Raw genomic sequence first — 26,529 nt, forward strand, 5'->3', positions numbered from 1 at the left:
CCCTCACGCTGTTAGATGTGCTTTCGGGCTTTGGCATATACCCAAACGACCGGCAGATACAGAAGGCCGGCCAAAAACAGGGAGGCCCGAATCGTGTAACGTGTCCCGACGGCTCCGACAACCGGTCCGCCAAGAGATTGGCCCAAGGCATTGCCCTGGCTCATGAGAGACAGAATGGTCGCCCGTGACTGGCTCGGGATATTTTGGTTCAGCCATGTATCATACAGCGGTCCGGCTACCGTGCTGACCATGGTCAGCAGCAGGATGCTGATGAGGCCGATTGGAAAGCTGTTTGCCAAGGCGAACATTGCAATGAGCAGGACGCGGAGCAGGGTAAGGGACATCAGCATCCCAACGGTATGCTGCACCTTATCCAAATCCAGGCGTTTCTCCGCAAGCGCCGCCGCGAAATAGGAAAGAACGCTGCCGGCAATGCTGATGAGGCCGAACCAGACAGCCGGCGTCAGGTCAAACCAATCCGGAAAGTGCAGCGCCATCAGGAAGTTCGCTTCCCACAGGCGGTCAAAGCCTTCTGAACCGGCACCGGCAAACAGGGTGCCGAGCAAAAGCGCCATGAGAATGGGGCTGCGGCGGACAAAGGAGGCGCCGCTTTTGAATGTGGCACCGGCTTCCTTCCAGTCGTCCTTTGCGCTGCGGTCCACTTGCTGAAACTGTGTTTCTTTCATTTTTAAAATCAAAAACAGCGCCAGCAGCAGATACAGTGCACCGCCGACGATATAAGGCAAATTCAGTATGATGGAAGACAGTCCGACACTGAGCAGGATGCCGATTACATTGGCGGCCTGGTCAATCCGGCTGGCGCGCAGAAAAATGCTTCCCACATGCGATTCTCCAACTTCGTCCGTCAGCCAGGCAGAAGCTGCCCCGCTCAGGAAGGTTTCGCCGACACCGCGGATAATTTCCGCAATAACCACACCGGCAAACAGGGAGAGCAGGCCGAAGGTATAGGGAACCGTGCCTTCAAGCACATAGGCAATGCCAATGATAATGGTGCCGGTGATGACAGAAAAACGGCGTCCCCGCGTATCGGCAAACACACCGGTCGGAATCTCAAATAAAAGCACCGTCAGCTCCAGAAATGTGCCGATCAATACGAGCTGCAGCGGATTCAGGCCAAGGCCTGTTACATAATACAAAGCGTAGGTAGTGAACATGATCGCATTTGCCAGCTGCATGACAGCTCTCATTGCGATGTAAACACGAGATGCGTGCATAGGAAAAATCGCCCTTTCTTATATGGCGGCACGCATAGGATTGTTCCGGCATGCCGCACTTAGATGGTGGTTACCTCTTGAACAAGCATGTTTGGTGTTTTTGACATGGGAAATTCCTCCTTTTTTCAGATAATGGAATTGTATACAAATTTCTGGGAGACGGCAATATGTTTCTAGAAAAGCATCAGGGAGGGGAGTGTTTATGATACAATACGAATAAAACCAATCTGGAGGTCTTATGCAAAAACGGATCGCAATTTTAGATATTGTGTGCTATGTGGTGCTGCCGCTTGTCGTGTGGAACCTGTTCCGCAAGCCGCTCGGCGACTATACGGCCATGCTGGTGACAACAGTGCCCGGCATCTTATATTCGGTGTACCGCTTCAAAGCGGAAAAACGCATTAACTTCGGCGGCATGTTTTTGCTCGGCAATCTCATTGTGACGACACTGATTAATATATTGGCGGGCTCGGCGCTGCAGATGCTGTGGAACAACGTGTTCTATTTGTACGGGCTTGGTTTGTTCTTCCTGGTAAGTATTTTTGTGAAACGGCCATTGTTTCTGTACTTCGCACTGGATGTGGTGGAGCTGCAGGGCTATGACCGCAAAGCGGTGAAGGCCTTCTTTTTGGAGAAAAAGGTGTACCGCCTCTTCGTTCTCATTACATTGGTGTTTGCCTTGCGGGATGCCGGCCTTGCTGCGCTGAAGATGCAGCTGATTCATCAGTATGGAGTAGATGCGTTCAGCAAGGCGATTGTGCTGCGCCAGGGGCTGAACTGGGGCATGGGCATTGTGGCGGCAATCGGGATGGCCTATATCTTCAAATTGGCTGAGCCTGCGGGTGTATTTGCAAAGAGTGAGGAAGCGTAAGAGAAGAAAGGACGCGGAAAAGGAGCCCCGGCAACGGAGCTCCTTTTCTGTATCATATTATTCAACTGTCACACTCTTGGCAAGATTGCGCGGCTTATCAATATCACATCCGCGTTGGCGGGCGGCATAGTAAGCAATCAGCTGCAGCGGCACAACAGAGACAAACGGGGTGAACAAGTCGAGCACGTGCGGCAGGACAAGGCGGTCGTTGATTTGCTCCAGCCCTTCCATGCTGATGATGCAGGCATTGGCGCCGCGGGCGATGACCTCCTGCACGTTTCCGCGAATGCCAAGATTCACGTGCTGTTGTGTTGTCAGGGCAATGATTGGTGTTCGATTCTCAATCAGGGCAATGGTGCCATGCTTGAGCTCTCCGCCGGCAAAGCCCTCGGCTTGGATATAGGAAATTTCCTTCAGCTTCAAAGACCCTTCCAGACATACATAGTAGTCCACGGCGCGGCCGATGAAGAAGCAATTCCGGGAAACAGACAGATATTCCTCGGCAATTTGCTCCATTTCCTCCTTCTCATTGCACAAGGTTTCCATGGCATTGGCGACAAGGCCCAGCTCCTGCGTCACATCAAACGGCACGGAGCTGCCCTTTGCTCTTGCCAAATCCACCGCCAGTATCGCCAATACCGCCATCTGGGCTGTATAAGCCTTTGTGGAGGCTACCGCAATTTCCGGTCCCGCATGGAGCAGCAGGGTATAGTCGGCCTCGCGGGAGAGGGTGGAGCCCGGAACATTTGTAATGGTCAGTGTCTTGTAACCCAGCTCCTTAACCTGTACAAGCACCGCGCGGCTGTCGGCCGTTTCTCCGCTTTGCGAAATGAAAATGAACAGCGGCTTTTGGGACAGAAGCGGCATATTATAGGAGAACTCGCTGGCAACAAACACCTCCGTATGCACCCTGGCAATTTTCTCAATAAACTCTTTTCCGATCAACCCGGCATTATAGCTTGTGCCTGCGGCGATGATATAGATTCTGTCCACGTCCAACAGTGCTTGCCGGATGTCCGAATCGATTTCCAGCTCATTCTTGTCGTTGGAATACTCTTGGATAATTTTCCGGATGACAGGGGGCTGTTCGTCAATTTCCTTCAGCATATAGTGTTCATACGTGCCTTTTTCAATATCGCTGGCATCTAGCAGCGCTTCGTAAGGCGCTCTCTCAATGAGGTGGCCGGCGGCATCCTTGATCTGGATGCTGTTCTCTGTCAAAATAACTGTTTCCTGATCCATTAATTCTACATACTGGCTTGTGACCTGCAGCATGGCCATCGCATCACTGGCAACAACATTGAAGCCGTCTCCAAGACCGACAAGCAGCGGACTCTTGTTCTTGGCTACATAGATGACTTCCGGGTCCTCCGCATCAAGAAGCGCAATGGCGTAAGAGCCTTTCAACAGTGACAGCACGTTTCGGAATGCCTCTTCAGCTGCTGCTCCTTCCTGCACAAGCTTATCAATCAGTTGGACGACAACCTCGGTATCGGTATCGCTCTGCAAGGAGATTCCCTGCAGATACTCGTTATACAGGAGCGTGTAGTTTTCAATGACGCCATTGTGAACCAAAGTAAACCGGCCGGATGCGCTCTGGTGCGGATGCGCATTCACCCGGCTTGGGATGCCATGCGTTGCCCAGCGCGTATGGCCGATGCCTACGGGAGCATCCACAGTTGTGTCTACAGCTTCACGCAGCTGTGCGATGCGTCCTTTTTCCTTGAAAATATGCACGCCAGCTTCGTTTAGCAGGGCAATCCCCGCGGAATCATACCCGCGATATTCCAGCTTCTCAAGACCGCGCAGCAAAATTTCCTTGCAGTTCTGCTGCCCAACATATCCGACAATTCCACACATAAGCCATTCCTCTTTCTTTGTTTAGACTTGGATCCTTGCGATTATATTCCCCTATTTGTGCAAAGGGTTACCCCCTTGTTTTACAAGAGAATTTGACGGCTGCAATCGCTGCAGCCGGGAGGCATCCGCCGAATGCTCGATAAACCTCCTCCTCGTCAGCTGAATGACAGACCGTTTCATTCAGCTCAGGCGCTGTTCAGTACACATTCACTATATGAGGGCGGTATGGTCTCTTCAAGATGTCCTTCTGTTCTGTCACAATACGTTAAAGAATTCATGGCAGGTGTATGAATATTCCAAGGCATGTAGTCATCGCCATAGAAAAAAAGGTGCCTTTGCGTCCTGAAGGACTGCAAGGGCACCTGTGCAAGCTTTATTTCTCAGCTTGGAATTGCTGATATTGGTCCAAAATGGCCTGGAACAGCGAATCATTTTGATCCAGCTGCGTGTACTGCTCAATTGCTGCTGCGATTCCGTTTTGCTGAATGGTGGTTTGGACCGCTGTTGCTTCGTCATCACCCTGGTAGTCATACAGCAGGGCTGCAGCGATTGCTTTTACAAGATACACAGGCTGCTTGCCAACGACTTCCGCATATTGCTTTGCCGGGCTGACAAGGCGGTCGTTCGGTCCCAGCTTCCGGATCGGCGAACGGGCAACACGTGTCACTTCATCAGAAATGTACGGGTTCGCAAAGCGCTGGAGAATTTTTTGGATATAGGCAGCATGTGTTTCAGCATCAAAGCCGTATTTCGCAACCAGAAACTCACCGCTTTCCTCCAAGGCCTGCTTGACCAGTTCATATACTTGTGAGTTGGCCATCGCTTCATTGATTGTCGGAATTCCGAACAGGTAGCCGAAATAGGCGGCTACTGCATGTCCTGTATTCACCGTAAACAGCTTTCGTTCAATATAAGGAATCAGATCCGTGACAAACGTAATGCCCTGGACGGGAGGCTTTTCGCCGGCCAGCTTCGTTTCCTCCACCACCCATTCATAGAAGGGCTCGACCATGACCATCAGCTTGTCCTCATTCTGCTGATTCGGCACGATGCGGTCCACCGCTGCGTCCGGGAAGCCGAACTGCTTGTCAAAAGCAGCCTTCTCGTCCCCGCTCACATGCTCGTACACTTTCTCTTTCAATAAAGTACTGCCGCCGATCATATTCTCGCAGGCAATGATATTCAAGGGGCGGTCTGTCGTCTGGCTGCGCTGGCGCAAGCCTTTTGCGATCAACCCGGCAATGAACGGCAGGATGTTCGGACCGACAGCAGTCGTAACGAGGTCGGCATTGGCGATTGCATCCACCACCGCATCCGGCTGCTCTTGGCTGTTCAGCGCACGTACATTCTTCACGGTGAATGCTTCCTGTGAACTGTCAGCCAGTACAACACTGTACTCGCCTCTCTCGTTCAGGAGGTTTACGATCTCCTTGTTCACATCAACAAAGCAGGTTTCAAACCCGGATTGGTACAGCAGCTTCCCGATGAAGCCGCGTCCGATATTCCCGGCACCGAAATGGACAGCCAGCATATTAGTTCACTCCCTCAAAAATGCTCAGAATTTCTTCAGCTGTTGCAGCATTCACGAGCTTTTCGACATTCTCCTCTTCCGAGCAGACAATTGCAATCTGCGACAAAATATCCAGATGTTCGTTGTCCTTTCCGGCAATCCCAATCAGCAGCTTGACAATATTGCCGCTGCCAAAATCTACGCCGCCCGGCACCTGAACAATGGCGATGCCGGACTGCTTCACTTCGCGCTTGGAGTCTTCTGTTCCATGTGGAATTGCGATAAAGTTCCCCATATAAGTAGAAGTTAATACTTCGCGCTCCAGCATTTTTTCAATATAAGCCGGCTCAACATAGCCACGATCCACAAGTACGCCTCCGGTTAAACGGATCGCTTCCTCTTTGTTTGCAACAGATGCCTGTAGTACGATATTTTCTTTGGCCAGGATAGACATGCTATACACTCCTTATTTCCTTTAATTTTTCACTGAAATAGTGGTCAAATCTCGTGGTGAGATAGGCAGAGATTGCGCTGTAATTGTGTGATTCGAACAGGGCAATGGTTGTTTCGTTTTCAATCAGCAGGGAGCTGATGTGGCTCAGCAGCTCTACTGCCTGGGGGGACGGTGCCCCGGGCGACAGAAGCATCAGAAGTGTATCTGCTTCCATCATGATGTTATCCATTCCCTTTACCTCAATGGCTGCATCCAGCGGGTAGATGCCGAAAAATGGGATGGAAATCTGGTCATCCCGTGTATGGAACAGCACCAGAGAGGTGCCCGGTATCCCGAGTCCGCCAACTTCTTCCCGCCGCAGCAGAGCTTGAACCACTGCTTGGAGATCAGCTATGATGCCTTTTTCCAGCAAGCCGCCGCAAATAGCAGGTAATAAAACGGTGACAGGAGCCGGCGGCATGCTTTGTCCGACCTCAAATCTTTGCAAAAGAGTTGAAATGACATCTGCATATTCCCGAATGAGGTACAATTCCCTTTGGAGCCGGGATACATCCTTATCATAATTCCGCTGTGCAGATTTTATGTTCACAGCACTCATCGGTCCATTTGTATGCTGCTGTATATAATTTCTCATTTTCTCAACCTCAGCGGGGCTGAGAATCGGGCTCACCATAATGTAAGGATACTCGTAATTAGGGAGCGGAATGGTTGAAACAACAAGGTCATATTGACTCTTATGAATATGGTTCAGTTCAAATACTGAAATGTTGCGGACGCTTTTGATTTCGGCAAATTCCCGTTGCAGCCTGGAAGCCAGCATCTTGGAGGTGCCAATCCCGCTGGAGCAGATGACCAGCACACGCAGTCCGTCTCCAGACCGGCGGCCCAGCACGGCAGCACCAAAGTGCATAACAAGGTAGCCAATCTCTTCGTCCGGAACAGTTGTCTCTGGAAATGCATACTCCATGCCTTCCGCTACCACAGCAAACAATTCCGGGTAGTCTCCCTTTATTTTTTCAAGCAGCGGGTTACTGATTCCCATTCCTTGCTTCATCCTGTATAAAGCCGGCTTCAAATGAAGCACAAGTCCTTCAAATAAGGATGGGCTGCCGGTCAAATCCTGCTCCAGCCGTTCGCCGACATACTGGATGAGATGCTTGGTTTTCAGCGCGATTTGCAGGCTGGAGTCCTCCATGAGATATTCCTTATCATGCCGCAATTTGGCTCCCCGCAGATGCATGGTGATATAGCCAATTTCAGCTGAGGGAATTTCAATTTCAAATGCACGCTCCAATTGACCGGCCAGCTTCTCTGCAAACCTGTACTCCTTGGTGGTCTGCTGTTCGGCCAGATACTCCGGATCAATCATAATGCTTTCGCCCTGCTGGATTCTTTCAATTGCCAGGGCAAGATGAACGACAAGTCCGATATATGCACTGTCGGCAATGGAGTAGGAGAGGTCGGCATTAATGGATTCCACTGCCTTTTCAACAATCAGCAGCTTGTTCCGTTCGACGAGTCCCATCAGCCGGTCGGAAACCGTGTCAATTTGCTGTACCGACTTCTTTTGAATATTTTCCTTGGCGAGAGAGAGGAACTCGGATTCATCCATGTGCTCGGCAATGATATGCCGCATGACCCTTCTCTTCGCATTTTCAGGTCCGGAGAGCTCCACACCGTACCCCCGGCGCCTCAGCAAGGTAAGGCCAAAGCCGGTAAGAGATGTCTCCAGCTTTGTTAAATCATTGCTTACTGTCGCAATGGTAACATGCAAATCTGTGGCAAGTCCGATCAGCTTGACCGGCCCTTTGGCTTCCAGCAGGGTACACAGGACCAGCGTCTGACGCTCCTCCGGCGTGTACTCCACGTGTGAAACACTAAACAAAAACAGCTCAAGCTCGTGGATTTTTTCAGGATTGCCCACAATCTGGATGCCAACACCTGACTTCTTTTGCAGCTGCAAACCATATCTCTGCAAAATATCTTCCACGTTCTTCAAGTCGCGGTGTATCGTCCTTACACTTACAGCAATATGATCCGCAAGATCCTTCACTGTGTGCTCTCTTCTTTCGGACAGCAAAAATTCAAGAATCTGTCTTTCTCGTGCGGAAATGTACAAGGGCATCACTCCACCTGCGTCTGTCTTTTGTAAACCTCCTATCCTAGGATGATGACAAAATTTAATTTTTATACTGACATCTTGATCATAAAACGGTTGAAATGCTTGTACAACAAGATGAAATTATGAAATCGTCATAGAGATTGTTGCCAAAATTGAAAAGCTGCAGGAAACAGAAAAAGAGTCCGGGGTGGTTCCCCGGACTCTCAGCATTACTCGGATTTCAAGCTGTTTACGACCTCATCATATCTTGGGCTGTTCAAGAAGTTTTCCACAGAAATATGAGTGGCGTCAGGCAGCTTTGCTTTCGCACGATCAGTCAAATCTTTGTGTGTGATAACCAGATCTGCATCTGCGGGCAGAGCATTAATGGCTGTGTTGATGACTGTTACATCAAGTCCAGCCTTTTGTACTTTGTTGCGCAGGATGGAGGCACCCATGGCGCTTGAACCCATACCAGCGTCACAAGCAAATACAATCTTGTTTACTGCTCCGGCAACAACCGGCGCTTGTTCAACGAGTACAGCGGCAGCCACACTCTTTTTGCCTTTCATTGCTTCCATCCTTGCAGTTGCTGCGGACAAATCTTCTTCCTCTTCATCCTTTACCTTGCTTGTTTTTAGGATGAGAGATGCAATCGCGAAGGAAACGGCTGTTGCCACAAGCACCCCAGCCAATACGCCAAGGTAGCCGCCGCGCGGTGTCATAGCCATCAGCGCGAAGATACTGCCTGGTGATGGAGCTGCTACAAGGCCCGCGTTGAACAGTGTGAAGGTAAAGAGACCGCTCGCGCCGCCGGCAATGGCTGCCAGAACCAGAATTGGCTTCATCAGGATGTAAGGGAAGTAAATCTCGTGAATACCGCCCAAGAAGTGAATGATAACTGCGCCTGGTGCAGATTGCTTTGCAGCACCGCGGCCGAACAGCCAATATGCCAACAGGATACCAAGGCCAGGACCAGGGTTTGTTTCAACCAGGAACAGGATGGATTTTCCTGCTTTTGTAGCCTGCTCGATGCCCAGAGGGCTCAGGATGCCATGGTTGATGGCGTTATTCAGGAACAGAACCTTCGCTGGTTCTACAAAGATGCTTGCGATTGGCAGCAAGCCTGCGCTTACGATGGCTTTTACGCCTGCAGCCAGCACTTTGCTGAAGCCCAATACAACCGGGCCGATTCCTTTATATGCCAACAGCGTCAGCAGACCGCCGATAATACCGGCAGAGAAGTTGTTTACCAGCATTTCGAAGCCGGACTTTACCTTGCCGTGGATGGCTTGGTCAAATTTCTTGATGATGTAGCCCCCAAGAGGACCCATAATCATGGCTCCGAGGAACATTGGGATGTCGGAACCGACAATAACCCCCATTGTTGCAGTGGCGCCGACAACGCCGCCTCGTACGTCGTGAATCATTTTACCGCCTGTATAACCGATGAGAAGCGGAAGCAGGAACGTGATCATTGGGCCAACCAGCTTGGCGAAGCTCTCATTTGGGATCCAGCCAGTAGGAATGAATAATGCCGTGATAAGTCCCCAAGCGATGAAAGCGCCAATGTTTGGCATGATCATGCCGCTCAAATAGCTTCCGAAACGTTGAATTTTAACTTTTGTATTGGAAGTTGTTTCAACAGTTTGTTGCATGTTTGTCTCTCCTTTCAATTTGTGTGTTTGTATTTCACAACCTTATGATAAAGCGTTTACACCTGTTTCAGCAATTTATACAAAAATGCATTTTGTCATCATGGTTGTTGTCATTATTAAAATCAAATCAAATAATGCGGTAATACAGTCTGGTATGTCTTGCTTTTATCATGCTCCAAGAAGGGATGCTATTATACAAAAGGAAAGGGGAATGGGTTTGTCCAGCGGGGTGCCGGGAAATGATAAAGCCCGGCAAATGCCGGGCCTTATGCTGTGATGGTGTCAAATTCAATGCCGTTTGTAATGTGCTTCAGCTGCTCATAGGTAATCGGAAGCGCAGATTCAATGATGCCGGCTGCTGTGAATACCCGGTCAAAGCGCTGCATGGAGGTATCAATGTAGACAGGGATATTTTCCTGCAGCGCAAAGGGGCAGACGGCACCGACACGGAAGCCTGTAATGAGCTCCACTTCCTCAGGAGTCGCCATCTTCGGCTTCTTTCCCCCAAGCAGCAGCTTCAGCTGCTTCGGGGGCACTTTGACATCGCCCGCCGTTACGAAGAGGCCAAAGGTATCCTCAGAACGAAATAAAATGGATTTGGCAATTTGTCCAACCTCGACGCCAAGCACAGCTGCCGCCTCGGCGGAGGTTTTCAGACTTTCGGCAAACACAAGCGGTTCCAAGGAAGCATCATATTGCTTCACATATTCCCGTACACGTTGAATAGGCATAGGAGGCCTCCTTGTTCTGTTTTGTACTATCATATCATTATGGAAAAGAAGAAGACAAAATATTCGGATGTACAGCAGCACATATGAGCAGGCCCGGCAGGAATACAATGAGAGAAAGCGCCAAAAGGAGAGGGAGTATGAAACGCGTATCAGGCAAGCGTTTGTTCCTCATTGGACTGATGCTGGTTACGGCGGTCTGTGCGGTTTTGTTTTCGATGAAAAGCGCACAGCAGCAGCCCGGCGGAATTGGAGCCTACTTTGCGGTGGCGCCGAATGATGATGCTATCGCTTTTTCATATAATACGGGAAACGAGTCGGGGATTTACGTGTCCAAGGACAGGGGGATGAAAGCAATGGGGGTGCTCACCTCCAGGAAGGAGGTCTATCTGCATCCCGTGTTCTCCCCGGATGGCACCCGCATCCTGTACCTCTCGCAGCGGGGCGGGAACCAGACACTTTGGATGATGAACCGGGACGGCAGCGGGGCAGTGTCCTTGTCCTCAGGGCAGCTGTATGTTACGGATGCCATTTTCTCTCATGACGGAACCGTGATTTACTTTCTGGCCGGCAAACCGGGAGCATTCCAGCTCTTTTCCATGCGTCCGGATGGCAGTGACGTGCGCGAGGTGACAAGTTCTTACTATATCAACAGCTTATCGGCGGCACCCGATGGGCGCACCCTGTATTTCATTCAAGCAAAGGAAAAAGAGCAGGCTCCTTCTTTGTACATATGGGACTTGCATACCGGACAGGAACGGAAACTGCCGGTGTATGATTTAGAAATTCCAGGTGTGTATGATGCCTCCTTATCGGAGGACGGCCGACTTCTTGCCTTTTCTGCCGTGTCAGGCGAGACGCTGAATGCTTCCGTGTATGAGTACGATGTGTATGTAATGGAAATTGCAACAAGCAAGGTGACACAGGTGACCGGCATGAAGGGATATGCGGCAGCGCCGGCCTTTCTCCACGGCTCGAAAAAGCTGCTGTTCAGTGTGAATCCTGACTGGCCGCGGGTGCCGCCGGGAGCAGGCTACAGCATTTGGGAAATAGATGTAGACGGCTTTGGCCTCCGTTATGTACCCATGCTGCCTTGAATTTTTTGCTGGTTTTTGTTGAACGGATTTGGCAGCCGTAACGAGGAAAACAAATCGGGGCAGCCGAATACAACAGGAAAGGATAAGGCAGGAGGGAACGGAAATGGAGCGTCAAATTCTGGCGGCGGTTGAAGTGCTGCTATCGGCGGCTGCCGCTATGCTTCTTTGCGGATTTGTGCAGTATATGCTTTCCCGGATTGACCTGTATCGCATTGTACTCTTGTTGTACGCCGCATTGTCCATCTATTGTCTGGCGGCTGCAGATTCTCTGCTGTTTATTATTTGCTCCATCGGCGCTGTTTCGGCCGGCATCGGTGTTTCTTTTGCGAAATATGTGCTGCATGCAAATGAAAAGGCGGAACGTGAGTGGGAAGAAGCGGGATGGGATTCATAACAGAGCAGGCACCAGGGACGGCCCCTGGTGCCTGTTTCAGTTGGCGGCATGGGCAATCAGCTTAATCAGGCCGCGGATGAGCCACCAGAGAAGGCGCCCGGCGTACAGGAATACTTCTGGAACGGCCAGCAGGATGTCCCAAAAAGCATCCTTCCCTGTATAGGTGCCATTCTGCTTTTTTTGCTTGCGAATGTCGCGTCTTGCCTGCACAGGCATCTCCCTCTCTCGTTATATCCTACACGATGAAGGAGGATATGTATATTGCTGGAAGCATGGTACAATGGGCAGGAAAGGGGAGGCAAGAATGGTAAAAGCAGTCATATTTGATTTTGATGGATTAATTGTTGATACAGAGACAGTATGGTATGACGTGTTTCGGGAAGTGTTCGCCGAGCATGGGTGTGACTTGCCCTTGGAGGTATTTGGAAAAGCAGTGGGTACCACAGATGAAATGTTGCTCGCACACTATTACCAGTATGCCAAAAAGCCAGTTGAAGCAGATGAACTGCAAAGGCTGGCAGACAAGCGCTATTCCGGCAGAATGCTGGACCTGCAGCCGCGCGAAGGTGTGCTGGATTATCTGCAGGAGGCAAAGGAGCTTGGCTTGCAGGTTGGCCTGGCTTCCAGCTCCAGCCGCGCCTGGATTGAAGGATTTCTGGAGCGCTTTGGCATCCGTCCTCATTTTGAAGTGCTGAAGACGAAAGAGGATGTGGCGAAGGTGAAGCCGGACCCGGCGCTGTATGTGCAGGCAGCAGCGGCGCTTGGCGTCCGGCCGGTGGAGGCCATTGCGTTTGAGGACTCGCTGAATGGCTCGATCGCAGCGCGCCGGGCCGGTCTCCATTGTGTCATTGTTCCGAATCAAGTGACGGGGCATTTGGCTTTTACAGATTATGCGCTGCGCTTAAATTCCATGAGTGAAAAGGCGCTGAAGGACGTCGTCCAATTCATCCGGGGGTGAGAGGATGGGAATTGACTTTTTTGCGGAGGAAAACAAGGGGACATATGCGGCAAGAGCAGCGGACCAAACATGGCTGCAGCTGATGGCTGAGAGGGCCAGTGTACAAGGGAAGATAGCTGTGGACATCGGCTGCGGCGGCGGCATCTACAGCCGGGCGCTCATCGGCTTGGGTGCCGCGCAGGTAATAGGTGTGGACTTCTCGGCTGAAATGCTGGCGGGGGCCGCGGCGTTTTGCCGGGATGAGGAGCGAATTTTGTTTCGGCAGGGGTCAGCGGCGGAAACGGGACTGCCTGCGGCATGCTGTGATGTGGTGCTCGAGCGGGCGCTGACACACCATCTGCCGGCAGAGAAGCTGCCGGCATGCTTTGTGGAAGCACACCGGATTTTGCGAAGGGGCGGCTTGCTGGTGGTCCAGAACCGGACGCCGGAGGATTGCCTGCGCCCGGGCAGCAGCACCCATTTGCGCGGATATTTCTTTCAGCTGTTTCCGAGATTGATTGCAAAGGAAACCGGACGGCGCCACAGCAGCATGACCATGCGGCAGGCTTTGGGAACAGCCGGCTTTGCCGATGTGGAGGAAGTCAAGCTTTGGGAGACGCGCCGGACGTATGCCGATCAGAAGGAACTGGAGCGGGATTTGCTGGGACGCACAGGACGGTCCATCCTGCATGAGCTGACAGATGATGAGCTGAGGGAATTGGCATCTTACATTTGTGCCCGCGTCCCAAAACAGCAGATACAAGAGAACGACTGCTGGACGATTTGGCTGGCAAGAAAAGGATAACTGTGTTTTTCAAGCATTCCTGCTGACATGCCCTGGAAAGTATCCTAGAATAAGAGAGGATATCATCATCAGGGGGAACAAAGTATGTGGAAAGACATTGTAACAGTCACAGTACAAATTGCGGTTTTGTATGTACTCAATGAGCTTGGTTATTTTCTTGTGGATACGACCCATGTGCCGGTTCCGGGCAATGTGATGGGGATGCTTTTGCTGTTTATCCTGCTGGCCACCGGCGCGGTGAAGCTGAAATGGATTGAGCGCGGCGCCGCTCTGCTGGTCAAGCATCTGGCCTTCTTCTTCATTCCGATTGCAGTCGGGCTGATGAAATTTGGCGGCTTATTCTTATCGAATGGACTTGTGCTCGCTGTCACGCTCATTGTCAGCATCAGCGTCGGCATTTATGTAACCGGTTCCGTATCGCAGGTGCTGGCGAAGAGAGGGGAGCGGGCACAATGAACATGTACATGCTCTACTGCATAGGCATCACCGTGGCGGCTTATACCTTCAGCCTGTGGGCCGGAAAGCGGTACCGCTCGCCATTTACAACACCTGTATTCCTCAGCACGGCTGTCATCATCAGCGTGCTTGTCATCAGCCATGTGTCGTATCAAGCGTATGTGCCGGCGCAGCACATCATGACGTTTTTGCTCGGGCCGGCAACCGTGGCGCTGGCGGTGCCCCTGTATAAGAACCGGGCCATCCTGCAAAAGCACGCGGTTCCAGCTGTTAATGGTCTGATCACCGGAGCACTGGCAAGCCTGTTGGCGGCAGTGGCGCTGGTGAAGGTATTTCAGCTGAAGCAGTTGATTCTCATTGCCTTCAGTGTAAAATCGGTCACAGTGCCGATTGCAGTAGAAATTACCCGCGTGCTGAAGGGAGATCCGTCGCTTGCGGCAGCCTTTGTTGTGTGCACAGGCATTCTGGGCGCCATGATTGGCCCGTTTCTGCTGGATATTTCCAAAATCAATCATCCGCTCTCCCGCGGCCTGGCGCTCGGCACGATTTCGCATGGACAAGGAACGGCGCAGGCGGCGCAGGAAGGCGAGCTCCAGGGTTCCATTGCTGCAGTGGCGATGGGATTATCTGCTATTTTTACAGCAGTCGTCGTTCCATCCATTTTCTCCTGGCTTGCTTAAGGAGTAAAACAAGCTGATCTGTGGCGGGTCAGCTTGTTTCGCTTAAGGCTGTCCCAGTGATATATAATAGAGGAAATTACATATTTATAAAGGGGTGAAGAGGAATGGGTATTTTCATTCTTATTGTAGTTGCGGTCCTCCTGATTGCGGCAAGCAAAAAGTCAGGGGCGGCAAAGCGCCGGCATGCTGCCGCGCGGGTTACTGGAACCAATCAAACCGTTGTGCATTCTTCAATGGCGGATGTCTATGAACCCGGGCACCATCATCACGGCGGCCACCATCACAGCCATCATGACCATTCTTCGCACAGCTTCTTCGACGGCGGCTCTTCAGACGGCGGCGGATGTGATTAAGCAAAAAAGCCAGAGCTTCTCTGGCTTTTAATCTTTTCCGGACGGATCGACCTCGTCCCAGGACATGCGAATGACTTTTGTATATTCGCCGCGGGCCACTTCTTCTTCTGTAGCACTGCGGTTCAGATCCTTGTACCGGTCCATGCCCGGCGCTATGGTCGGCCCGCCTGCACGTCTGCGTCTTCTGATCATCCTAATCCCTCCTGTCTCTCTTATCCATTCCCGCCTCTGCAGCAAAGTATGTAACGGGAAAACAGGACAGACTAACGGAAAAAGGAGGGAAAGCCATGAAGCCAATGACAACGCCGCTTTTGGAGCGGCGGGAGGAGTGGCGTCAAAGCCGCGCGTTATTCTTGCTGGCGGTATCCTCGGGAACGATTCTGAATCCGCTCAATTCCTCCATGATCTCCATGGCGCTGCACGGCATCCAGCATGCGTATGGCCTGTCGTTTGCGGCTGTGTCCTGGGTGATTTCTGCTTTTTATATTTCCAGTGCCGCCGGGCAGCCGGTGATGGGGAGGCTCGGTGATGTGTTCGGACGCAAGCGGGTGTTTCTGGCCGGCCTGGCTATTGCTTTCATTCCGGCGGTTGCCGCTCCCTTTGTATCCATGTTTTCGCTTCTTCTGGTGCTGCGGGTGCTGCAGGCCATCGGCACGAGCGCGATTTATCCTTCGGGCATGGGGCTTGTGCGCAGGTATATTACAGAGCGGCAGGCGGCGGCACTCGCCGTCATTTCCGTATTCTCATCTGTAACGGTGGCCATCGGGCCGACGGTTGGCGGATTTCTGATTCCCCTTGGCGGCTGGGAGAGCATTTTCACAGTAAATATTCCGTTCCTTTTCCTCAGCTTTTTGCTCGCCTGGACCATCTTTCCACGTGACGAGCAGCGGCGCAGCAGCCTCCGGGAGGTGCTGCCACAGCTGGATATACCTGGAATCTTGTTGTTTGCTGCAGCGTTATTGCTGCTGCTGAGCTTCGTGCTGTCCTTCAAGACCGGCATAAAGCCGCTCTTGGGCATCGGTGGCGGTGCGAGCCTGCTTCTGTTCATCAGGAGAGAGCTGCGGCTGGAGAACCCCTTCATCAATTTGCGCATGTTCCGGGATCATATGGCGCTGACGAGGGTCAATGTCCTGTTTATCCTGCTCAACATTTACAATTATTCCTTGTTGTTCGGGCTGCCGGCTTATTTACAGGACGAGCTCAAGCTCGGGCTGGAGGGGAGCGGCCTGCTGATGCTGTTCATTTCCGCCTTTGGGATTGTAGTATCGCCGCTCACCGGCAAGTGGGTGGACCGTTCCGGAGTCCTGCCGCCGCTGTTTCTCGGCGCCGGCTGCATGCTGATTGGGGCTGTCAGCTTTGCATTCTTCCTGCCCGCTCTAGGCTGGAAGGGGCTCATACCGGTGCTGTCGGTTATGGGAACCGGCTACGGCTTTCAAAACGTCAGCCTGCAAACCGCCATGCTGCGCGCGGCCCCGCCCGGGGAAATCGGGGTTGCCTCCGGGCTGTTTCAGACATCGCGCTATTTGGGGGCAATTGCTTCCTCTGTGCTGATTGGCAGCCTGTTCGCTGCAGACCTGTCCGCACGCCATGTGATGGAGCTGGGCCTGATGCTGCTGCTTGCGACGCTGCTCAGCCTGCTGCTGAGTGTGCGGCTGATGCGCAGTCTCCGGTAAGAGCGCATAGCTCCCATTTTTTTCTTTCTTCTATTATAATGAGGGAGAATCTACTTCAGGAGGACTTTTTCATGGCAATTGTTGATATCACGATTATTCCGGTTGGAACGGGCAGCCCGAGCGTAAGCTCCTACGTGGCTGACATCCATAAAGTATTGAAGCGGCATGAGGGCCGGGTGGAGTACCAGCTGACCCCGATGAGCACACAGATTGAAGGGGAACTGCCGGTGCTGTTTGCAATCATTCAGGAGCTGCATGAGGTTCCATTTACAAAAGGCGCGGCACGCGTGGCAACCAATATCCGCATTGATGACCGCCGCGACAAGAAAAGCACGATGGCGGGCAAGCTGCAGTCTGTGCAAAGCAAGCTGTAAGCAAGAAAGGGAGGCTGACAAGCATGGAGGAGAAGTTTCAGAAGCAGTTTGACGGTCTATTGGAAAAATACACGGAGCTGCTGCTGGGAGAAGCAAATGGGGAGCTGAAGGAGAAGGTGCAAGTGTGGGCGCTGTATTCCTACATTGCCAAGTCCATGCCCGCGCTGGCCAAGCATTGGAACGATACGTATCCGGATGCGAAGCAGCAGATGGTGCAGCTTGTGGCAGAGATTAAACAGCTGAACGAGGCGCACCGCGCGAAAAAATGACAGGGAGAAGCTGACTTGACAGAATGTCAAGTCAGCTTTTTTGCGGTGCTTGCTGTCAGGGCCTGAAAGGGCCGCACTCTTCTTCATTTGATGAATCAGAAGGTTCAGAAAATGGGGAGGGTCGGCTTGTGGGAAACCTTGACAAAAACAGTGATGTCACGTAACGTTGAAACTGGTTATCTGTTGCTCTGTATCTTTATGTGGAGGACGGAAATATAAGCTTATGTATATGGAGAGGTAAAAATATGAATTTGACGAATCAACAGCGTATTTCGTTCCTGTTGGCGGGAGCGGTGCTGGTCGGCCTCAGTCTGTTCTTTGCCAACCCGTACATCGCTCTGCTGATTTCGCTGCTGCTGATGGCAGTGGTGCTGCGGGACTATAAGCTGGGCATCCTGTACCTGCTTGTGTTTGTGCCGATGCGCCCGGCAGTCACGGCGCTCAACAATGGATACAAGTTTTTGGGCCTCCTGTTAATTGGAGCTGTTCTGTTGCAGATTCTATGGCAGCATCGCAGCAATGTGAAGGGGCTGTTCCGCTTTCATTATTTTGAATGGGGCTATTTTGCTTTTTGCGCGGTTGGTGTTGTGTCTGCCTTGACGGGCGGGGTTGGCCTGGGCGCCATTGCCATGCAGCTGTATGCCCTCCTTCTATTTTACCTTCTGTTTTATATTACATCCCGCATGAAGGTCGAGCAGCCGGACATCATCCTGTTTGCGGCTGTATCAGTTGTGACAGGCGTGCTGTTGTCGCTGCACGGCTGGGTTGAAAAGCTTTCCTCGCGCCAATGGCTGCTGCCGCACGATTGGCAGATGATGAAGCTGGCCGAGACAAACCGAATCCGCGTATATGGCCTGACCGGGGGGCCGAATGAGCTGGCCTTGTATCTGATTGTTGTGTTTTTCCTGGCCATCTACCTGCTCCGTTACGTGAAGGGAAAACAAGCCGGGCTGCTGTATGCTGCCATGATTGTCATTCAGACAACCTTCTGGCTTACCTATTCACGAGGTGCCCTGTTGACGCTGCTTGTATTCGTTCCCGTCTATCTGTTCCTGTATCGTAAGGTGCCGCATTGGAAGAAGCTGCTGCTTGTCACTGTTTCCGCCCTTGTGCTGTTCGTTTCCATCACAAAGACGACAGCGTATTTGGAATCCAGAGATCAGAAAACAGCAGAGCGCGCACAACAGACTCAGCAGGTTGGCGTCAGCCGATTTACGGGGGCTCTGTCCAGCCAGGAAATTGAAATGAGCCAGGGAAACGGACGCATTTACTACTTTAAGAAAGCGCTGGAGGTTTTCAAGGACAAGCCTGTCATCGGGCATGGCTTTTCCACCTATGGCAGTGCAGCCACGGTGACATACGGCTCGCCGATTTATGAAAAATACCAAATTCCCACGACGTTTTATGCAGACAACCAGTATGCTGTGATACTCGCCGAAACAGGTGCAGTGGGTATGCTGCTCATGCTCATTTTTGCAATAGGCATTCTGTCCATTGCCTGGAGGCTCCGCCGCGGACATGCCTTCTCTCCGCTGCTGGTCTATCTGCCGGTGGCGGCCATTGTAGGCGGGCTGGTGTACAGCATCATGGAAAATGACAGCTTCACCCTGTATTTGTTCACGGTGCTTGGCTACGCATCCCGCTTCCTGCCGAGCAAGCAGGCATAGGAAAAGGCGCTCTCAACTGAGGGCGCCTTTGTTTTGCAGGGAGGAACAGGAGCGGTCCGAGCTGCTTTTCTTAGTGCAGGGCATATGCTGCAAGCTTGGCCGCATCTGTATAGAGTGTTTTCCGTTCTGATTTCATAATGACCACAATCACTCGCTTTCCCTGTTTTTCATCCACTGTAATAAGGGTATAGTCAGCAAGTGCAGTGCGGCCGCTCTTGCTGCCAAGGGCAAGCGGATCATCCTTCAGGTCCTTGCGGCCGCTGTTTGTGATTTCCCGTGTATGCAAGGAGGTTTGCACCGTGTTGGTCACGCGGCTCATGCAATCGAGCGCTTCCGGGTGCTTGAGCAATTCGCGCGCAATGAGTGCCAGCTCATAGGGAGAAGCCCGGTGCCCCAAGGCATCCGATCCGCTTGCATTGTAAAAGGTAAGCGTGTCCGCTCCGAGCTCGCGCGCCCGCTGGTTCATCAGATGGGCAAATTCCTTCTTGGAGCCGGAAATATGCTCGGCAACCGATTCTGCCACCGAATCGACGCTAATGGTTAGCATCAGTTTCAGCGCTTCATTGCGGCGCAGCCGCTCACCGGCCTCAAGCGGCACCTGCTTCGCGCCGGATTCCGTGTCAATGGCGTGCTGCGTAATCACAATTTCCTCGCGTTCCCCGACGCGTTCAAGCAAGAGAAGCGCCGTCATCAGCTTGGTCAAGCTGGCAGGGGGCGCCTGCCGCTTCGCGTTTTTATCATATAGAATTTCTCCTGTCGCAGCATCTATCACAACGCCATAGCGTCCGTTAATTTCCGGCTGCGATGCCTGGACCGGGGCTTTGGTGTGCGAGAAAGAAAGATAGAGAGGAAGAATGAGAGCAATTCCCACGAACAGGAGAGAAAGCTTTTTCAGCACAGTGTCACTTCCCTTTGTATGGTATCATGTGCGGAATAGAGCGCACAGCTTTTTTTATTATGCCATGCGCCCTGCCTTGATGGGAAAAGATTTGCCATCCGGTCTGCCTTTTTTGCCGTCAAATTTCTCGGCAAGCCAGCCGGTTCCGCTTTTCTTGTTGTCCAGTTGCACCGGCCAGCCCACTGCCAGGGAGAACCCGTCCCCATAAGAGGCAAAAAGCGCCTCTTAGTGGCCGGAACCTTCCTTCGGATGGCTAAGCGGGCGGCTTCCGCTTTTCTTGTTAGCTTTCACCCATGTTTTGTTTGCCGTATTGGGCGTTGTTGCTGTGGCGGCCTTTGTCAGATGTTTGCTTGCCAGGGCCTGCACTGCCTTTCACACTTGCCGCGCTTACACCCGCTTTGGATGGATTTCCTTTTCGCTTCATATGTTGTCACCTCCGTTTCGTAGTATTTCCAAGACTGATGAAAGCAATGTTTTTTGCGCGGAAAATCTTTCTTGCGCAGGGTCCCGGCCAATTTTCCATCCTCCGCATCCGGCAGCCACAGCGGAAGAAGGTATGATTGCAGGTGTACCCCCTCTTATACAAATTTTAGTTTTAAAATTATTGCGAAAGTTTCAAAAATGACATATATTTGTAAGTAAGGAGCTCATTCATAGCTTGCATTATTGCGCCATAAAATTGAATGAGCATTCATTCAAAGTTTTAAGGGGGAGAAGGGAATGTTTCAAATTCGAAAGGCGGCTGTCCTTGGTTCCGGCGTCATGGGTTCCGGCATCGCTGCACATTTGGCTAATATCGGCATTCCGACATTGCTGCTCGACATTGCACCAAAAGCATTATTGCCTGAAGAAGAAGCGAAGGGCCTGACATTGGAATCGAAGGAAGTGCGCAACCGCTTCAGTTCGGCAGCGATTCAAAAGCTGTTCAAGCAGAAGCCGGCTCCTCTGACTTCGAAAGCAAACGCAGCTCTGATCACACCGGGGAATCTGGAGGATGACCTTGGCAAGCTGGGGGATGTAGATTGGATCATTGAGGTTGTTGTAGAGAATCTTGAGGTGAAGAAGCAGCTGTTCGCGCGTGTGGATGAGGTCCGCAAGCCAGGCACCATCATCAGCTCCAACACATCCGGCATCTCCATTGAGCAAATGTCCGCGGGACGCTCCGAGGACTTCTGCAAGCACTTCCTGGGCACACACTTTTTCAATCCGCCGCGCTATTTGAAGCTGCTGGAGGTCATCCCGACAAAGGCGACTTGCCCTGACGTGCTTGCTTTCATGAAAACATTTGGCGAAGACGTGCTTGGCAAGGGTGTGGTGGAAGCGAAGGATACACCAAACTTCATCGCCAACCGCATCGGCACATACGGCCTGCTTGTTACGCTGCAGGAGCTGCTGAAAAACGGCTACAGCGTCGGCGAAGTGGACTCTGTGACAGGGCCGCTGATCGGGCGTCCGAAGAGCGCAACGTTCCGCACGCTTGATGTAGTTGGCTTGGACACCTTTGTGCACGTCGCAAATAATGTATATGACAACGTCGATGAAACAGAACGCGATGTGTTTAAAGTTCCGGCTCTCCTGCATGTCATGCTTGAGAACAAATGGCTTGGCAGCAAGACCGGGCAGGGATTTTTCCTGAAGCAAGGCAAAGACATCTTAGAACTGAACCCCGAAACGCTGCAATATGAACCTCAGAAAAAATTGAAAGCACCTTCCATTGAATTAAGCAAGCAGGAGAAAGGCTTACCGAATAAATTGAAAGCGCTTGTATATGCGAAAGACCGCGCAGGAACGCTGCTGTGGAGCATCCTGATGCCGACGCTGCTGTACTCCGCGAAACTGAATGGCGAAATCGCCGACAACATTGTGGCAATCGACAATGCCATGAAGTGGGGCTTTGGCTGGGAGACTGGCCCATTCGAGATTTGGGATGCCATCGGTGTCCGCAAATCCGTTGCGAAATGGGCGGAAGAGGGCAAGACAGCTCCGGCATGGGTGCAGGAAATGCTGGAAAGCGGCCATGAGTCCTTCTATAAGAACGACAATGGCGTCTCCTACTACTATGACGATGGCGAATACAAGCCTATGGAACAAAACAAGAAAGTGATCAGCCTGAAGCAGCTGAAGGCGAAGCGCGGCGTCATCAAACAAAACAGCGGGGCAAGCCTAATTGACCTCGGCGACGGCGTATTGTGCCTGGAGTTCCATTCCAAAAGCAACGCCATCGGTATGGACATCACCCAAATGATCAACTTTGCGGTAGATGAAGTGGCGAAGAACTATAAGGGCCTTGTCATCGGCAATCAGGCCAAGAACTTCTGCGTGGGCGCCAACCTTGCCATGATTCTGATGGAAGCGCAGGATGACAACTACTTTGAAATCGAATGGGTTGTGAAGCAGTTCCAGGATGCCATGATGAAAATCAAGTACAGCCCGAAGCCGGTTGTGGCGGCACCATATGGCATGACGCTCGGCGGCGGTGCAGAGGTATGTTTGCCGGCAGCAGCCATTCAGGCGTCCAGCGAAACGTATATGGGCCTTGTCGAGGTTGGCGTTGGTCTGATCCCTGGCGGCGGCGGCAACAAGGAGCTGTACATGAAGCATTTGAGTAGCCTGCCAAACGGTGTCGAGGTGGATCTGCAAAAGGTGGCGAACAAAGTATTTGAATCCATTGCAATGGCGAAGGTGTCCACTTCCGCGCAGGAGGCGTTCGAGAACAATTTCCTGGGTGCAAAGGATGGCATCAGTGTGAATGCCGACCACCTGCTGCATGATGCAAAGCAAAAGGTGCTGTCTCTGTACGAAGCGGGCTACAAGCCGCCGGTGCGCAGAAAGGTTCCGGTTGTCGGCGAGCCTGGCTATGCGACACTCTTGCTTGGCGCACAGGCGATGCATCTGTCCGGCTACATTTCAGCATACGATCTGCACCTGGCGAAGAAGCTTGCCTACGTGATTGCGGGCGGCAAGGTGCCGTACGGAACAGAGGTCGACGAGCAGTATCTGCTGAATCTGGAGCGTGAAGCGTTCCTGGGCCTCGTGAGCGAGATGAAGTCGCAGGCGCGGATGCAGCACATGCTTGTAAAAGGAAAACCGTTACGTAACTAAGGAGGAGAAAGCATGAAAGAGGCCGTAATCGTTGCAGGAGCAAGAACCCCGGTCGGAAAAGCGAAGCGCGGCTCGCTGGCGTCCGTCCGCCCGGATGATCTGGGGGCATTGGTTGTAAAAGAAACATTAAAGCGTGCCGGCGGGTATGACGGCAATATTGACGACTTAATCTTTGGCTGTGCCATGCCGGAAGCGGAGCAGGGCTTGAATATGGCCCGCAACATCGGCGCCCTGGCCGGTCTTTCTTATACAGTGCCGGCCATCACGATCAACCGCTACTGCTCATCCGGTTTGCAAAGCATCGCCTTCGGGGCGGAGCGTATTATGCTTGGCCATTCTGATACAATCATCGCCGGCGGCGCAGAGTCCATGAGCCTTGTGCCGATGATGGGCCACGTGGTGCGCCCGAACAGCCGGCTTGTGGAAGCGGCGCCGGAATACTATATGGGCATGGGCCACACGGCGGAGCAGGTTGCCGTGAAGTACGGCATCAGCCGCGAAGAGCAGGATGCGTTTGCGGTGCGCAGCCATCAGCGTGCAGCGGCAGCCCTGGCAGCAGGGAAATTTGTGGATGAGACTGTTCCTGTGGAGGTTGCCATGCGTGCGGTTGCCGGCGACTATAAGCTGCAGGAAAGAAGCTTCACCTTTACGCAGGATGAGGGCGTCCGGGCCGAAACGACGATGGGCACACTGGCGAAGCTGCGCCCGGCCTTCAATGTCCGCGGCTCTGTTACAGCGGGCAACTCCTCGCAGATGAGCGATGGTGCAGCGGCGGTGCTGCTCATGGACCGGGAAAAGGCCGAGAGCGAAGGCTTGAAGCCAATGGCGAAATTCCGCTCCTTCGCGGTGGCGGGTGTTCCGCCTGAGGTTATGGGCATCGGTCCAGTGGCAGCCATTCCGCGGGCGCTGAAGCTGGCGGGCCTTGAGGTATCTGATATCGGCTTGTTTGAGCTGAATGAGGCCTTCGCGTCTCAATCCATCCAGGTCATCCGTGAACTCGGCTTGGACGAAGAGAGGGTAAATGTCAACGGCGGCGCGATTGCCCTTGGACATCCGCTTGGCTGCACAGGCACGAAGCTGACTTTGTCTCTGATCCATGAGATGAAGCGCCGCAACGAGCAATTCGGTATTGTGACGATGTGCATCGGCGGCGGCATGGGCGCGGCGGGTGTATTTGAACTACTGTAATGTTTGCATGCGGCATATAGAATATAGAAGACTCTTAAGGAGGAATTCACAATGGTTGAAAAAACAGGCTTTACCGCTGTAAAGGGCGGCAGCTTTCTAGTAGATGACATCACATTCGAGCAGGTGTTCACGCCGGAGGATTTTACCGATGAGCACAAGCTGATTGCAAAGACGACAGAGGAATTTGTCGTAAATGAAGTGCTTCCTGAGCTGGAGTACCTCGAAGACCATGAATTTGAGCGTTCCGTGCGTCTTTTGAAAGAAGCAGGAGAGCTTGGCCTGCTTGGCGCGGATGTACCGGAGGAGTACGGCGGCATCGGCCTGGATAAAATCAGCTCCGCGCTGATTGCGGAAAAGTTCTCCCGCGCTGGCGGCTTCGCCATTTCCCACGGAGCGCATGTGGGCATCGGCTCCCTGCCAATCGTGCTGTTCGGCAATGAAGCGCAAAAGCAAAAGTACCTGCCTGCACTGGCGACGGGCGAAAAGCTGGCGGCTTACGCCTTGACTGAGCCGGGCTCCGGCTCTGACGCGCTTGGCGCCAAAACAGTGGCGCGCCTGAACGCAGAGGGCACACACTATGTACTGAACGGCGAAAAGCAGTGGATCACGAACTCCGCTTTCGCTGATGTATTCGTCGTATATGCGAAAATCGACGGAGAGCAGTTCACAGCGTTTATCGTAGAGCGCGGCTTCTCCGGCGTATCCACAAGCCCGGAAGAGAAGAAGATGGGAATCAAGAGCTCCTCTACACGGACACTGATCCTGCAGGATGCCATGGTGCCGGTGGAAAACGTGCTGGGTGAAATCGGCAAGGGTCACGTCATTGCCTTCAACATCCTGAACATCGGCCGTTACAAGCTTGGCGTCGGTACAGTCGGCTCCTCCAAGCGCGCGCTTGAGATTTCCGCGCAGTACGCAAACCAGCGCCAGCAGTTCAAGCAGCCAATCTCCCGCTTCCCGCTGATTCAAGAGAAGCTGGCGAATATGGCAGTGAAAACATATGCGGCAGAAAGCTCCGTGTACCGGACAGTCGGCCTGTTTGAAGCACGTGCAAGCCAGCTGACAGAAGAGGAAGTCAAGAACGGCAAAGCGGTGGCAGAATCCGTGGCGGAATACGCCATTGAGTGCTCTCTGAACAAGGTGTTCGGCTCCGAGGTGCTGGACTACGTGGCGGATGAAGGCGTACAAATCCACGGCGGCTATGGCTTCATGGCGGAGTACGAAATTGAGCGCATCTACCGCGACTCCCGCATTAATCGGATTTTTGAAGGCACAAATGAAATCAACCGCCTGATTGTGCCTGGCACGTTCCTGCGCAAAGCGTTGAAGGGTGAGCTTCCATTGCTGCAAAAAGCACAGCAGGTGCAGGAGGAGCTCATGATGCTGATGCCGACAGAGGTGGGCGACGAGCCGCTGGCACAGGAGAAATACCTGGTGCGCAATGCGAAGAAAATCGCGCTTATGATTGCCGGCCTGGCAGTGCAAAAGTATGGCAAAGCCCTCGACAAAGAGCAAGAGGTGCTCGTAAATATTGCCGATATCGTCAGCAACGTCTACTCCATGGAGTCTGTTGTGCTGCGTACGGAAAAGGCAATCAAGCGCACCGGTCTGGAGAAGAACCAGCAGAAGCTCTTGTACACGCAGGTGTTCTGCCAGGAAGCCTTCAACGAAATTGAAGCAGACGCGAAGGAAACGCTCATTGCGGTTGAGCATGGCGACACGCTGCGCATGATGCTGTCCGCGCTGCGCAAGTTCACGCGCCACACGCCAATCAACGTGATTCCGAAGAAGCGTGAAATTGCAGCAAAGATTATTGCTGAGGAAAAATACACAGTTTGATGTTGATCGAGCAGCCGGCTGATGCCGGCTGTTTTTGTCGCGCTGCGTGGAACAATAATGGTTCCGCTGAAACAAACCAAAGCGGGGAGGAACAATTCCCATTTTGAAGAGAAGGGCAGTGGAACAAAAAAGTCCGAAAATGGAACAATCTTTTTAAAAAGTGAAACAATCTCCTCAAAAAATGAAACAATTCCTGTCGGAGGTCTATTTGGTTCCTGGCATTCCTGCTTCAAAAAGAAGGAAATGGCCAAAAAGCACAGCAGCGCATCTGTTTCAATCCACAGGTCTGTCTCTGGCATATGGAATTTCAGGAAAAAACTACATGCATCCTTTATATTTGAAAAACACGATTTGTGTTGTATACTGAGTAAGCAGTGAAC

27 protein-coding genes are annotated in these 26,529 nt (G+C 52.4%); 16 read left to right on the plus strand and 11 right to left on the minus strand.

Annotation, left to right across the window (positions count from 1 at the left end):
* Window positions 1–11 precede the first annotated feature (11 nt).
* Entirely contained in the window at window positions 12–1,235 is a 1,224-nt protein-coding gene (locus tag NK662_RS13945; RefSeq protein WP_254759553.1) for an MFS transporter, read from the minus strand.
* Between the two features lie 238 nt (window positions 1,236–1,473).
* Here NK662_RS13945 and NK662_RS13950 point away from each other — a divergent pair, with 238 nt between their 5' ends.
* On the plus strand, window positions 1,474–2,106 hold the full coding sequence (locus tag NK662_RS13950) for a VC0807 family protein (RefSeq protein WP_254759554.1): 633 nt from the start codon (window positions 1,474–1,476) through the stop codon (window positions 2,104–2,106).
* A 57-nt stretch (window positions 2,107–2,163) separates the two neighbouring features.
* Here the strand turns inward: NK662_RS13950 and glmS are convergent, their stop codons facing one another.
* The 6 genes from glmS to NK662_RS13980 all read right to left on the minus strand — a co-directional run bounded on the left by glmS (window position 2,164) and on the right by NK662_RS13980 (window position 10,420).
* Window positions 2,164–3,966 carry a glutamine--fructose-6-phosphate transaminase (isomerizing) gene (glmS, locus tag NK662_RS13955; protein WP_254759555.1) on the minus strand — a complete coding sequence of 601 codons (1,803 nt, stop codon included), beginning with the start codon at window positions 3,964–3,966 and terminating at the stop codon, window positions 2,164–2,166.
* A gap of 373 nt (window positions 3,967–4,339) precedes the next feature.
* The gene (locus NK662_RS13960) at window positions 4,340–5,497 is read right to left on the minus strand and encodes a mannitol-1-phosphate 5-dehydrogenase (RefSeq protein ID WP_254759556.1); all 1,158 of its coding nucleotides are present in this window, start codon (window positions 5,495–5,497) and stop codon (window positions 4,340–4,342) included.
* A 1-nt stretch (window position 5,498) separates the two neighbouring features.
* Entirely contained in the window at window positions 5,499–5,930 is a 432-nt protein-coding gene (locus NK662_RS13965) for a PTS mannitol transporter subunit IIA (RefSeq protein WP_254759557.1), read from the minus strand.
* Between the two features lies 1 nt (window position 5,931).
* A complete protein-coding gene (locus tag NK662_RS13970) occupies window positions 5,932–8,055 on the minus strand; it encodes a BglG family transcription antiterminator (RefSeq protein WP_279664590.1) in 2,124 nt (707 codons plus the stop codon).
* A 206-nt stretch (window positions 8,056–8,261) separates the two neighbouring features.
* Window positions 8,262–9,689 carry a PTS mannitol transporter subunit IIBC gene (locus NK662_RS13975; RefSeq protein WP_254759559.1) on the minus strand — a complete coding sequence of 476 codons (1,428 nt, stop codon included), beginning with the start codon at window positions 9,687–9,689 and terminating at the stop codon, window positions 8,262–8,264.
* A gap of 266 nt (window positions 9,690–9,955) precedes the next feature.
* Complete coding sequence (locus NK662_RS13980) at window positions 9,956–10,420, minus strand: YbaK/EbsC family protein (protein WP_254759560.1); 465 nt, start codon at window positions 10,418–10,420, stop codon at window positions 9,956–9,958.
* 137 nt (window positions 10,421–10,557) lie between these two features.
* Between NK662_RS13980 and NK662_RS13985 the strand changes: the two genes are divergently transcribed.
* Both NK662_RS13985 and NK662_RS13990 read left to right on the plus strand, forming a co-directional pair.
* Window positions 10,558–11,514 (plus strand): TolB family protein, encoded by a 957-nt coding sequence (locus tag NK662_RS13985; protein ID WP_254759561.1) that lies wholly within the window; start codon window positions 10,558–10,560, stop codon window positions 11,512–11,514.
* Window positions 11,515–11,617: 103 nt separating this feature from the next.
* Window positions 11,618–11,908, plus strand: a complete 291-nt coding sequence (locus NK662_RS13990) for a hypothetical protein (protein ID WP_254759562.1) — start codon at window positions 11,618–11,620, stop codon at window positions 11,906–11,908.
* A 36-nt stretch (window positions 11,909–11,944) separates the two neighbouring features.
* Here the strand turns inward: NK662_RS13990 and NK662_RS13995 are convergent, their stop codons facing one another.
* On the minus strand, window positions 11,945–12,118 hold the full coding sequence (locus NK662_RS13995) for a hypothetical protein (protein ID WP_254759563.1): 174 nt from the start codon (window positions 12,116–12,118) through the stop codon (window positions 11,945–11,947).
* 94 nt (window positions 12,119–12,212) lie between these two features.
* On the opposite strand from NK662_RS13995, the gene NK662_RS14000 reads away from it, so the two are divergent.
* From NK662_RS14000 to NK662_RS14020, 5 genes are all read left to right on the plus strand, one after another.
* On the plus strand, window positions 12,213–12,866 hold the full coding sequence (locus NK662_RS14000; RefSeq protein WP_254759564.1) for an HAD family hydrolase: 654 nt from the start codon (window positions 12,213–12,215) through the stop codon (window positions 12,864–12,866).
* A 4-nt stretch (window positions 12,867–12,870) separates the two neighbouring features.
* A complete protein-coding gene (locus NK662_RS14005) occupies window positions 12,871–13,650 on the plus strand; it encodes a class I SAM-dependent methyltransferase (protein WP_254759565.1) in 780 nt (259 codons plus the stop codon).
* Window positions 13,651–13,734: 84 nt separating this feature from the next.
* Window positions 13,735–14,106: a CidA/LrgA family protein gene (locus tag NK662_RS14010; protein ID WP_254759566.1), complete on the plus strand. Its 372-nt coding sequence runs from the start codon at window positions 13,735–13,737 to the stop codon at window positions 14,104–14,106.
* Window positions 14,103–14,786 (plus strand): LrgB family protein, encoded by a 684-nt coding sequence (locus NK662_RS14015; protein ID WP_254759567.1) that lies wholly within the window; start codon window positions 14,103–14,105, stop codon window positions 14,784–14,786. The genes NK662_RS14010 and NK662_RS14015 overlap by 4 nt, the downstream gene beginning before the upstream one ends.
* Window positions 14,787–14,890: 104 nt before the next feature.
* Window positions 14,891–15,139: a hypothetical protein gene (locus tag NK662_RS14020; protein ID WP_254759568.1), complete on the plus strand. Its 249-nt coding sequence runs from the start codon at window positions 14,891–14,893 to the stop codon at window positions 15,137–15,139.
* Between the two features lie 27 nt (window positions 15,140–15,166).
* Here the strand turns inward: NK662_RS14020 and NK662_RS14025 are convergent, their stop codons facing one another.
* Entirely contained in the window at window positions 15,167–15,331 is a 165-nt protein-coding gene (locus NK662_RS14025) for a hypothetical protein (protein WP_254759569.1), read from the minus strand.
* 95 nt (window positions 15,332–15,426) lie between these two features.
* Here NK662_RS14025 and NK662_RS14030 point away from each other — a divergent pair, with 95 nt between their 5' ends.
* From NK662_RS14030 to NK662_RS14045, 4 genes are all read left to right on the plus strand, one after another.
* Window positions 15,427–16,812, plus strand: a complete 1,386-nt coding sequence (locus NK662_RS14030; protein WP_254759570.1) for an MFS transporter — start codon at window positions 15,427–15,429, stop codon at window positions 16,810–16,812.
* Between the two features lie 71 nt (window positions 16,813–16,883).
* Window positions 16,884–17,186, plus strand: a complete 303-nt coding sequence (locus tag NK662_RS14035) for an MTH1187 family thiamine-binding protein (protein ID WP_254759571.1) — start codon at window positions 16,884–16,886, stop codon at window positions 17,184–17,186.
* A gap of 23 nt (window positions 17,187–17,209) precedes the next feature.
* A complete protein-coding gene (locus NK662_RS14040) occupies window positions 17,210–17,455 on the plus strand; it encodes a YusU family protein (protein WP_254759572.1) in 246 nt (81 codons plus the stop codon).
* A gap of 245 nt (window positions 17,456–17,700) precedes the next feature.
* A complete protein-coding gene (locus NK662_RS14045) occupies window positions 17,701–19,122 on the plus strand; it encodes an O-antigen ligase family protein (protein WP_254759573.1) in 1,422 nt (473 codons plus the stop codon).
* A gap of 70 nt (window positions 19,123–19,192) precedes the next feature.
* Here the strand turns inward: NK662_RS14045 and NK662_RS14050 are convergent, their stop codons facing one another.
* Together NK662_RS14050 and NK662_RS14055 are read right to left on the minus strand one after the other, a co-directional pair.
* Entirely contained in the window at window positions 19,193–20,020 is an 828-nt protein-coding gene (locus tag NK662_RS14050; RefSeq protein ID WP_254759574.1) for a D-alanyl-D-alanine carboxypeptidase family protein, read from the minus strand.
* A 280-nt stretch (window positions 20,021–20,300) separates the two neighbouring features.
* Window positions 20,301–20,444 (minus strand): YuzL family protein, encoded by a 144-nt coding sequence (locus NK662_RS14055; protein WP_254759575.1) that lies wholly within the window; start codon window positions 20,442–20,444, stop codon window positions 20,301–20,303.
* 296 nt (window positions 20,445–20,740) lie between these two features.
* On the opposite strand from NK662_RS14055, the gene NK662_RS14060 reads away from it, so the two are divergent.
* Genes NK662_RS14060 through NK662_RS14075 form a run of 4 tightly spaced genes read left to right on the plus strand, consistent with a single transcriptional unit; the run spans window position 20,741 to window position 26,527 of the window.
* The gene (locus tag NK662_RS14060; protein WP_254759576.1) at window positions 20,741–23,122 is read left to right on the plus strand and encodes a 3-hydroxyacyl-CoA dehydrogenase/enoyl-CoA hydratase family protein; all 2,382 of its coding nucleotides are present in this window, start codon (window positions 20,741–20,743) and stop codon (window positions 23,120–23,122) included.
* Window positions 23,123–23,134: 12 nt separating this feature from the next.
* Window positions 23,135–24,310: an acetyl-CoA C-acetyltransferase gene (locus NK662_RS14065; protein ID WP_254759577.1), complete on the plus strand. Its 1,176-nt coding sequence runs from the start codon at window positions 23,135–23,137 to the stop codon at window positions 24,308–24,310.
* Window positions 24,311–24,361: 51 nt separating this feature from the next.
* Window positions 24,362–26,149 carry an acyl-CoA dehydrogenase FadE gene (locus tag NK662_RS14070; protein WP_254759578.1) on the plus strand — a complete coding sequence of 596 codons (1,788 nt, stop codon included), beginning with the start codon at window positions 24,362–24,364 and terminating at the stop codon, window positions 26,147–26,149.
* A 57-nt stretch (window positions 26,150–26,206) separates the two neighbouring features.
* Entirely contained in the window at window positions 26,207–26,527 is a 321-nt protein-coding gene (locus tag NK662_RS14075) for a hypothetical protein (RefSeq protein WP_254759579.1), read from the plus strand.
* Window positions 26,528–26,529: the final 2 nt, after the last annotated feature.

Origin of the sequence: Ectobacillus ponti, assembly GCF_024294785.1 — a bacterium.
In the GTDB taxonomy this organism is placed as follows: Bacteria; Bacillota; Bacilli; order Bacillales; family Bacillaceae_G; genus Ectobacillus; species Ectobacillus ponti.

Bases quoted from the DNA above. Each gene is read 5' to 3' on its own strand.
- NK662_RS14060 (WP_254759576.1), top strand. From the start codon at position 20,741: ATGTTTCAAATTCGAAAGGCGGCTGTCCTTGGTTCCGGCGTCATGGGT.
- NK662_RS14055 (WP_254759575.1), bottom strand. From the start codon at position 20,444: ATGAAGCGAAAAGGAAATCCATCCAAAGCGGGTGTAAGCGCGGCAAGT.
- NK662_RS13945 (WP_254759553.1), bottom strand. From the start codon at position 1,235: ATGCACGCATCTCGTGTTTACATCGCAATGAGAGCTGTCATGCAGCTG.
- NK662_RS13990 (WP_254759562.1), top strand. From the start codon at position 11,618: ATGGAGCGTCAAATTCTGGCGGCGGTTGAAGTGCTGCTATCGGCGGCT.
- NK662_RS14065 (WP_254759577.1), top strand. From the start codon at position 23,135: ATGAAAGAGGCCGTAATCGTTGCAGGAGCAAGAACCCCGGTCGGAAAA.
- NK662_RS14075 (WP_254759579.1), top strand. From the start codon at position 26,207: ATGGTTCCGCTGAAACAAACCAAAGCGGGGAGGAACAATTCCCATTTT.
- glmS (WP_254759555.1), bottom strand. From the start codon at position 3,966: ATGTGTGGAATTGTCGGATATGTTGGGCAGCAGAACTGCAAGGAAATT.
- NK662_RS13980 (WP_254759560.1), bottom strand. From the start codon at position 10,420: ATGCCTATTCAACGTGTACGGGAATATGTGAAGCAATATGATGCTTCC.
- NK662_RS14025 (WP_254759569.1), bottom strand. From the start codon at position 15,331: ATGATCAGAAGACGCAGACGTGCAGGCGGGCCGACCATAGCGCCGGGC.
- NK662_RS14045 (WP_254759573.1), top strand. From the start codon at position 17,701: ATGAATTTGACGAATCAACAGCGTATTTCGTTCCTGTTGGCGGGAGCG.
- NK662_RS14040 (WP_254759572.1), top strand. From the start codon at position 17,210: ATGGAGGAGAAGTTTCAGAAGCAGTTTGACGGTCTATTGGAAAAATAC.
- NK662_RS14070 (WP_254759578.1), top strand. From the start codon at position 24,362: ATGGTTGAAAAAACAGGCTTTACCGCTGTAAAGGGCGGCAGCTTTCTA.
- NK662_RS13975 (WP_254759559.1), bottom strand. From the start codon at position 9,689: ATGCAACAAACTGTTGAAACAACTTCCAATACAAAAGTTAAAATTCAA.
- NK662_RS14020 (WP_254759568.1), top strand. From the start codon at position 14,891: ATGGGTATTTTCATTCTTATTGTAGTTGCGGTCCTCCTGATTGCGGCA.
- NK662_RS14030 (WP_254759570.1), top strand. From the start codon at position 15,427: ATGAAGCCAATGACAACGCCGCTTTTGGAGCGGCGGGAGGAGTGGCGT.
- NK662_RS13950 (WP_254759554.1), top strand. From the start codon at position 1,474: ATGCAAAAACGGATCGCAATTTTAGATATTGTGTGCTATGTGGTGCTG.
- NK662_RS13985 (WP_254759561.1), top strand. From the start codon at position 10,558: ATGAAACGCGTATCAGGCAAGCGTTTGTTCCTCATTGGACTGATGCTG.
- NK662_RS14005 (WP_254759565.1), top strand. From the start codon at position 12,871: ATGGGAATTGACTTTTTTGCGGAGGAAAACAAGGGGACATATGCGGCA.
- NK662_RS13970 (WP_279664590.1), bottom strand. From the start codon at position 8,055: ATGCCCTTGTACATTTCCGCACGAGAAAGACAGATTCTTGAATTTTTG.
- NK662_RS13965 (WP_254759557.1), bottom strand. From the start codon at position 5,930: ATGTCTATCCTGGCCAAAGAAAATATCGTACTACAGGCATCTGTTGCA.
- NK662_RS14010 (WP_254759566.1), top strand. From the start codon at position 13,735: ATGTGGAAAGACATTGTAACAGTCACAGTACAAATTGCGGTTTTGTAT.
- NK662_RS14000 (WP_254759564.1), top strand. From the start codon at position 12,213: ATGGTAAAAGCAGTCATATTTGATTTTGATGGATTAATTGTTGATACA.
- NK662_RS13960 (WP_254759556.1), bottom strand. From the start codon at position 5,497: ATGCTGGCTGTCCATTTCGGTGCCGGGAATATCGGACGCGGCTTCATC.
- NK662_RS14015 (WP_254759567.1), top strand. From the start codon at position 14,103: ATGAACATGTACATGCTCTACTGCATAGGCATCACCGTGGCGGCTTAT.
- NK662_RS14035 (WP_254759571.1), top strand. From the start codon at position 16,884: ATGGCAATTGTTGATATCACGATTATTCCGGTTGGAACGGGCAGCCCG.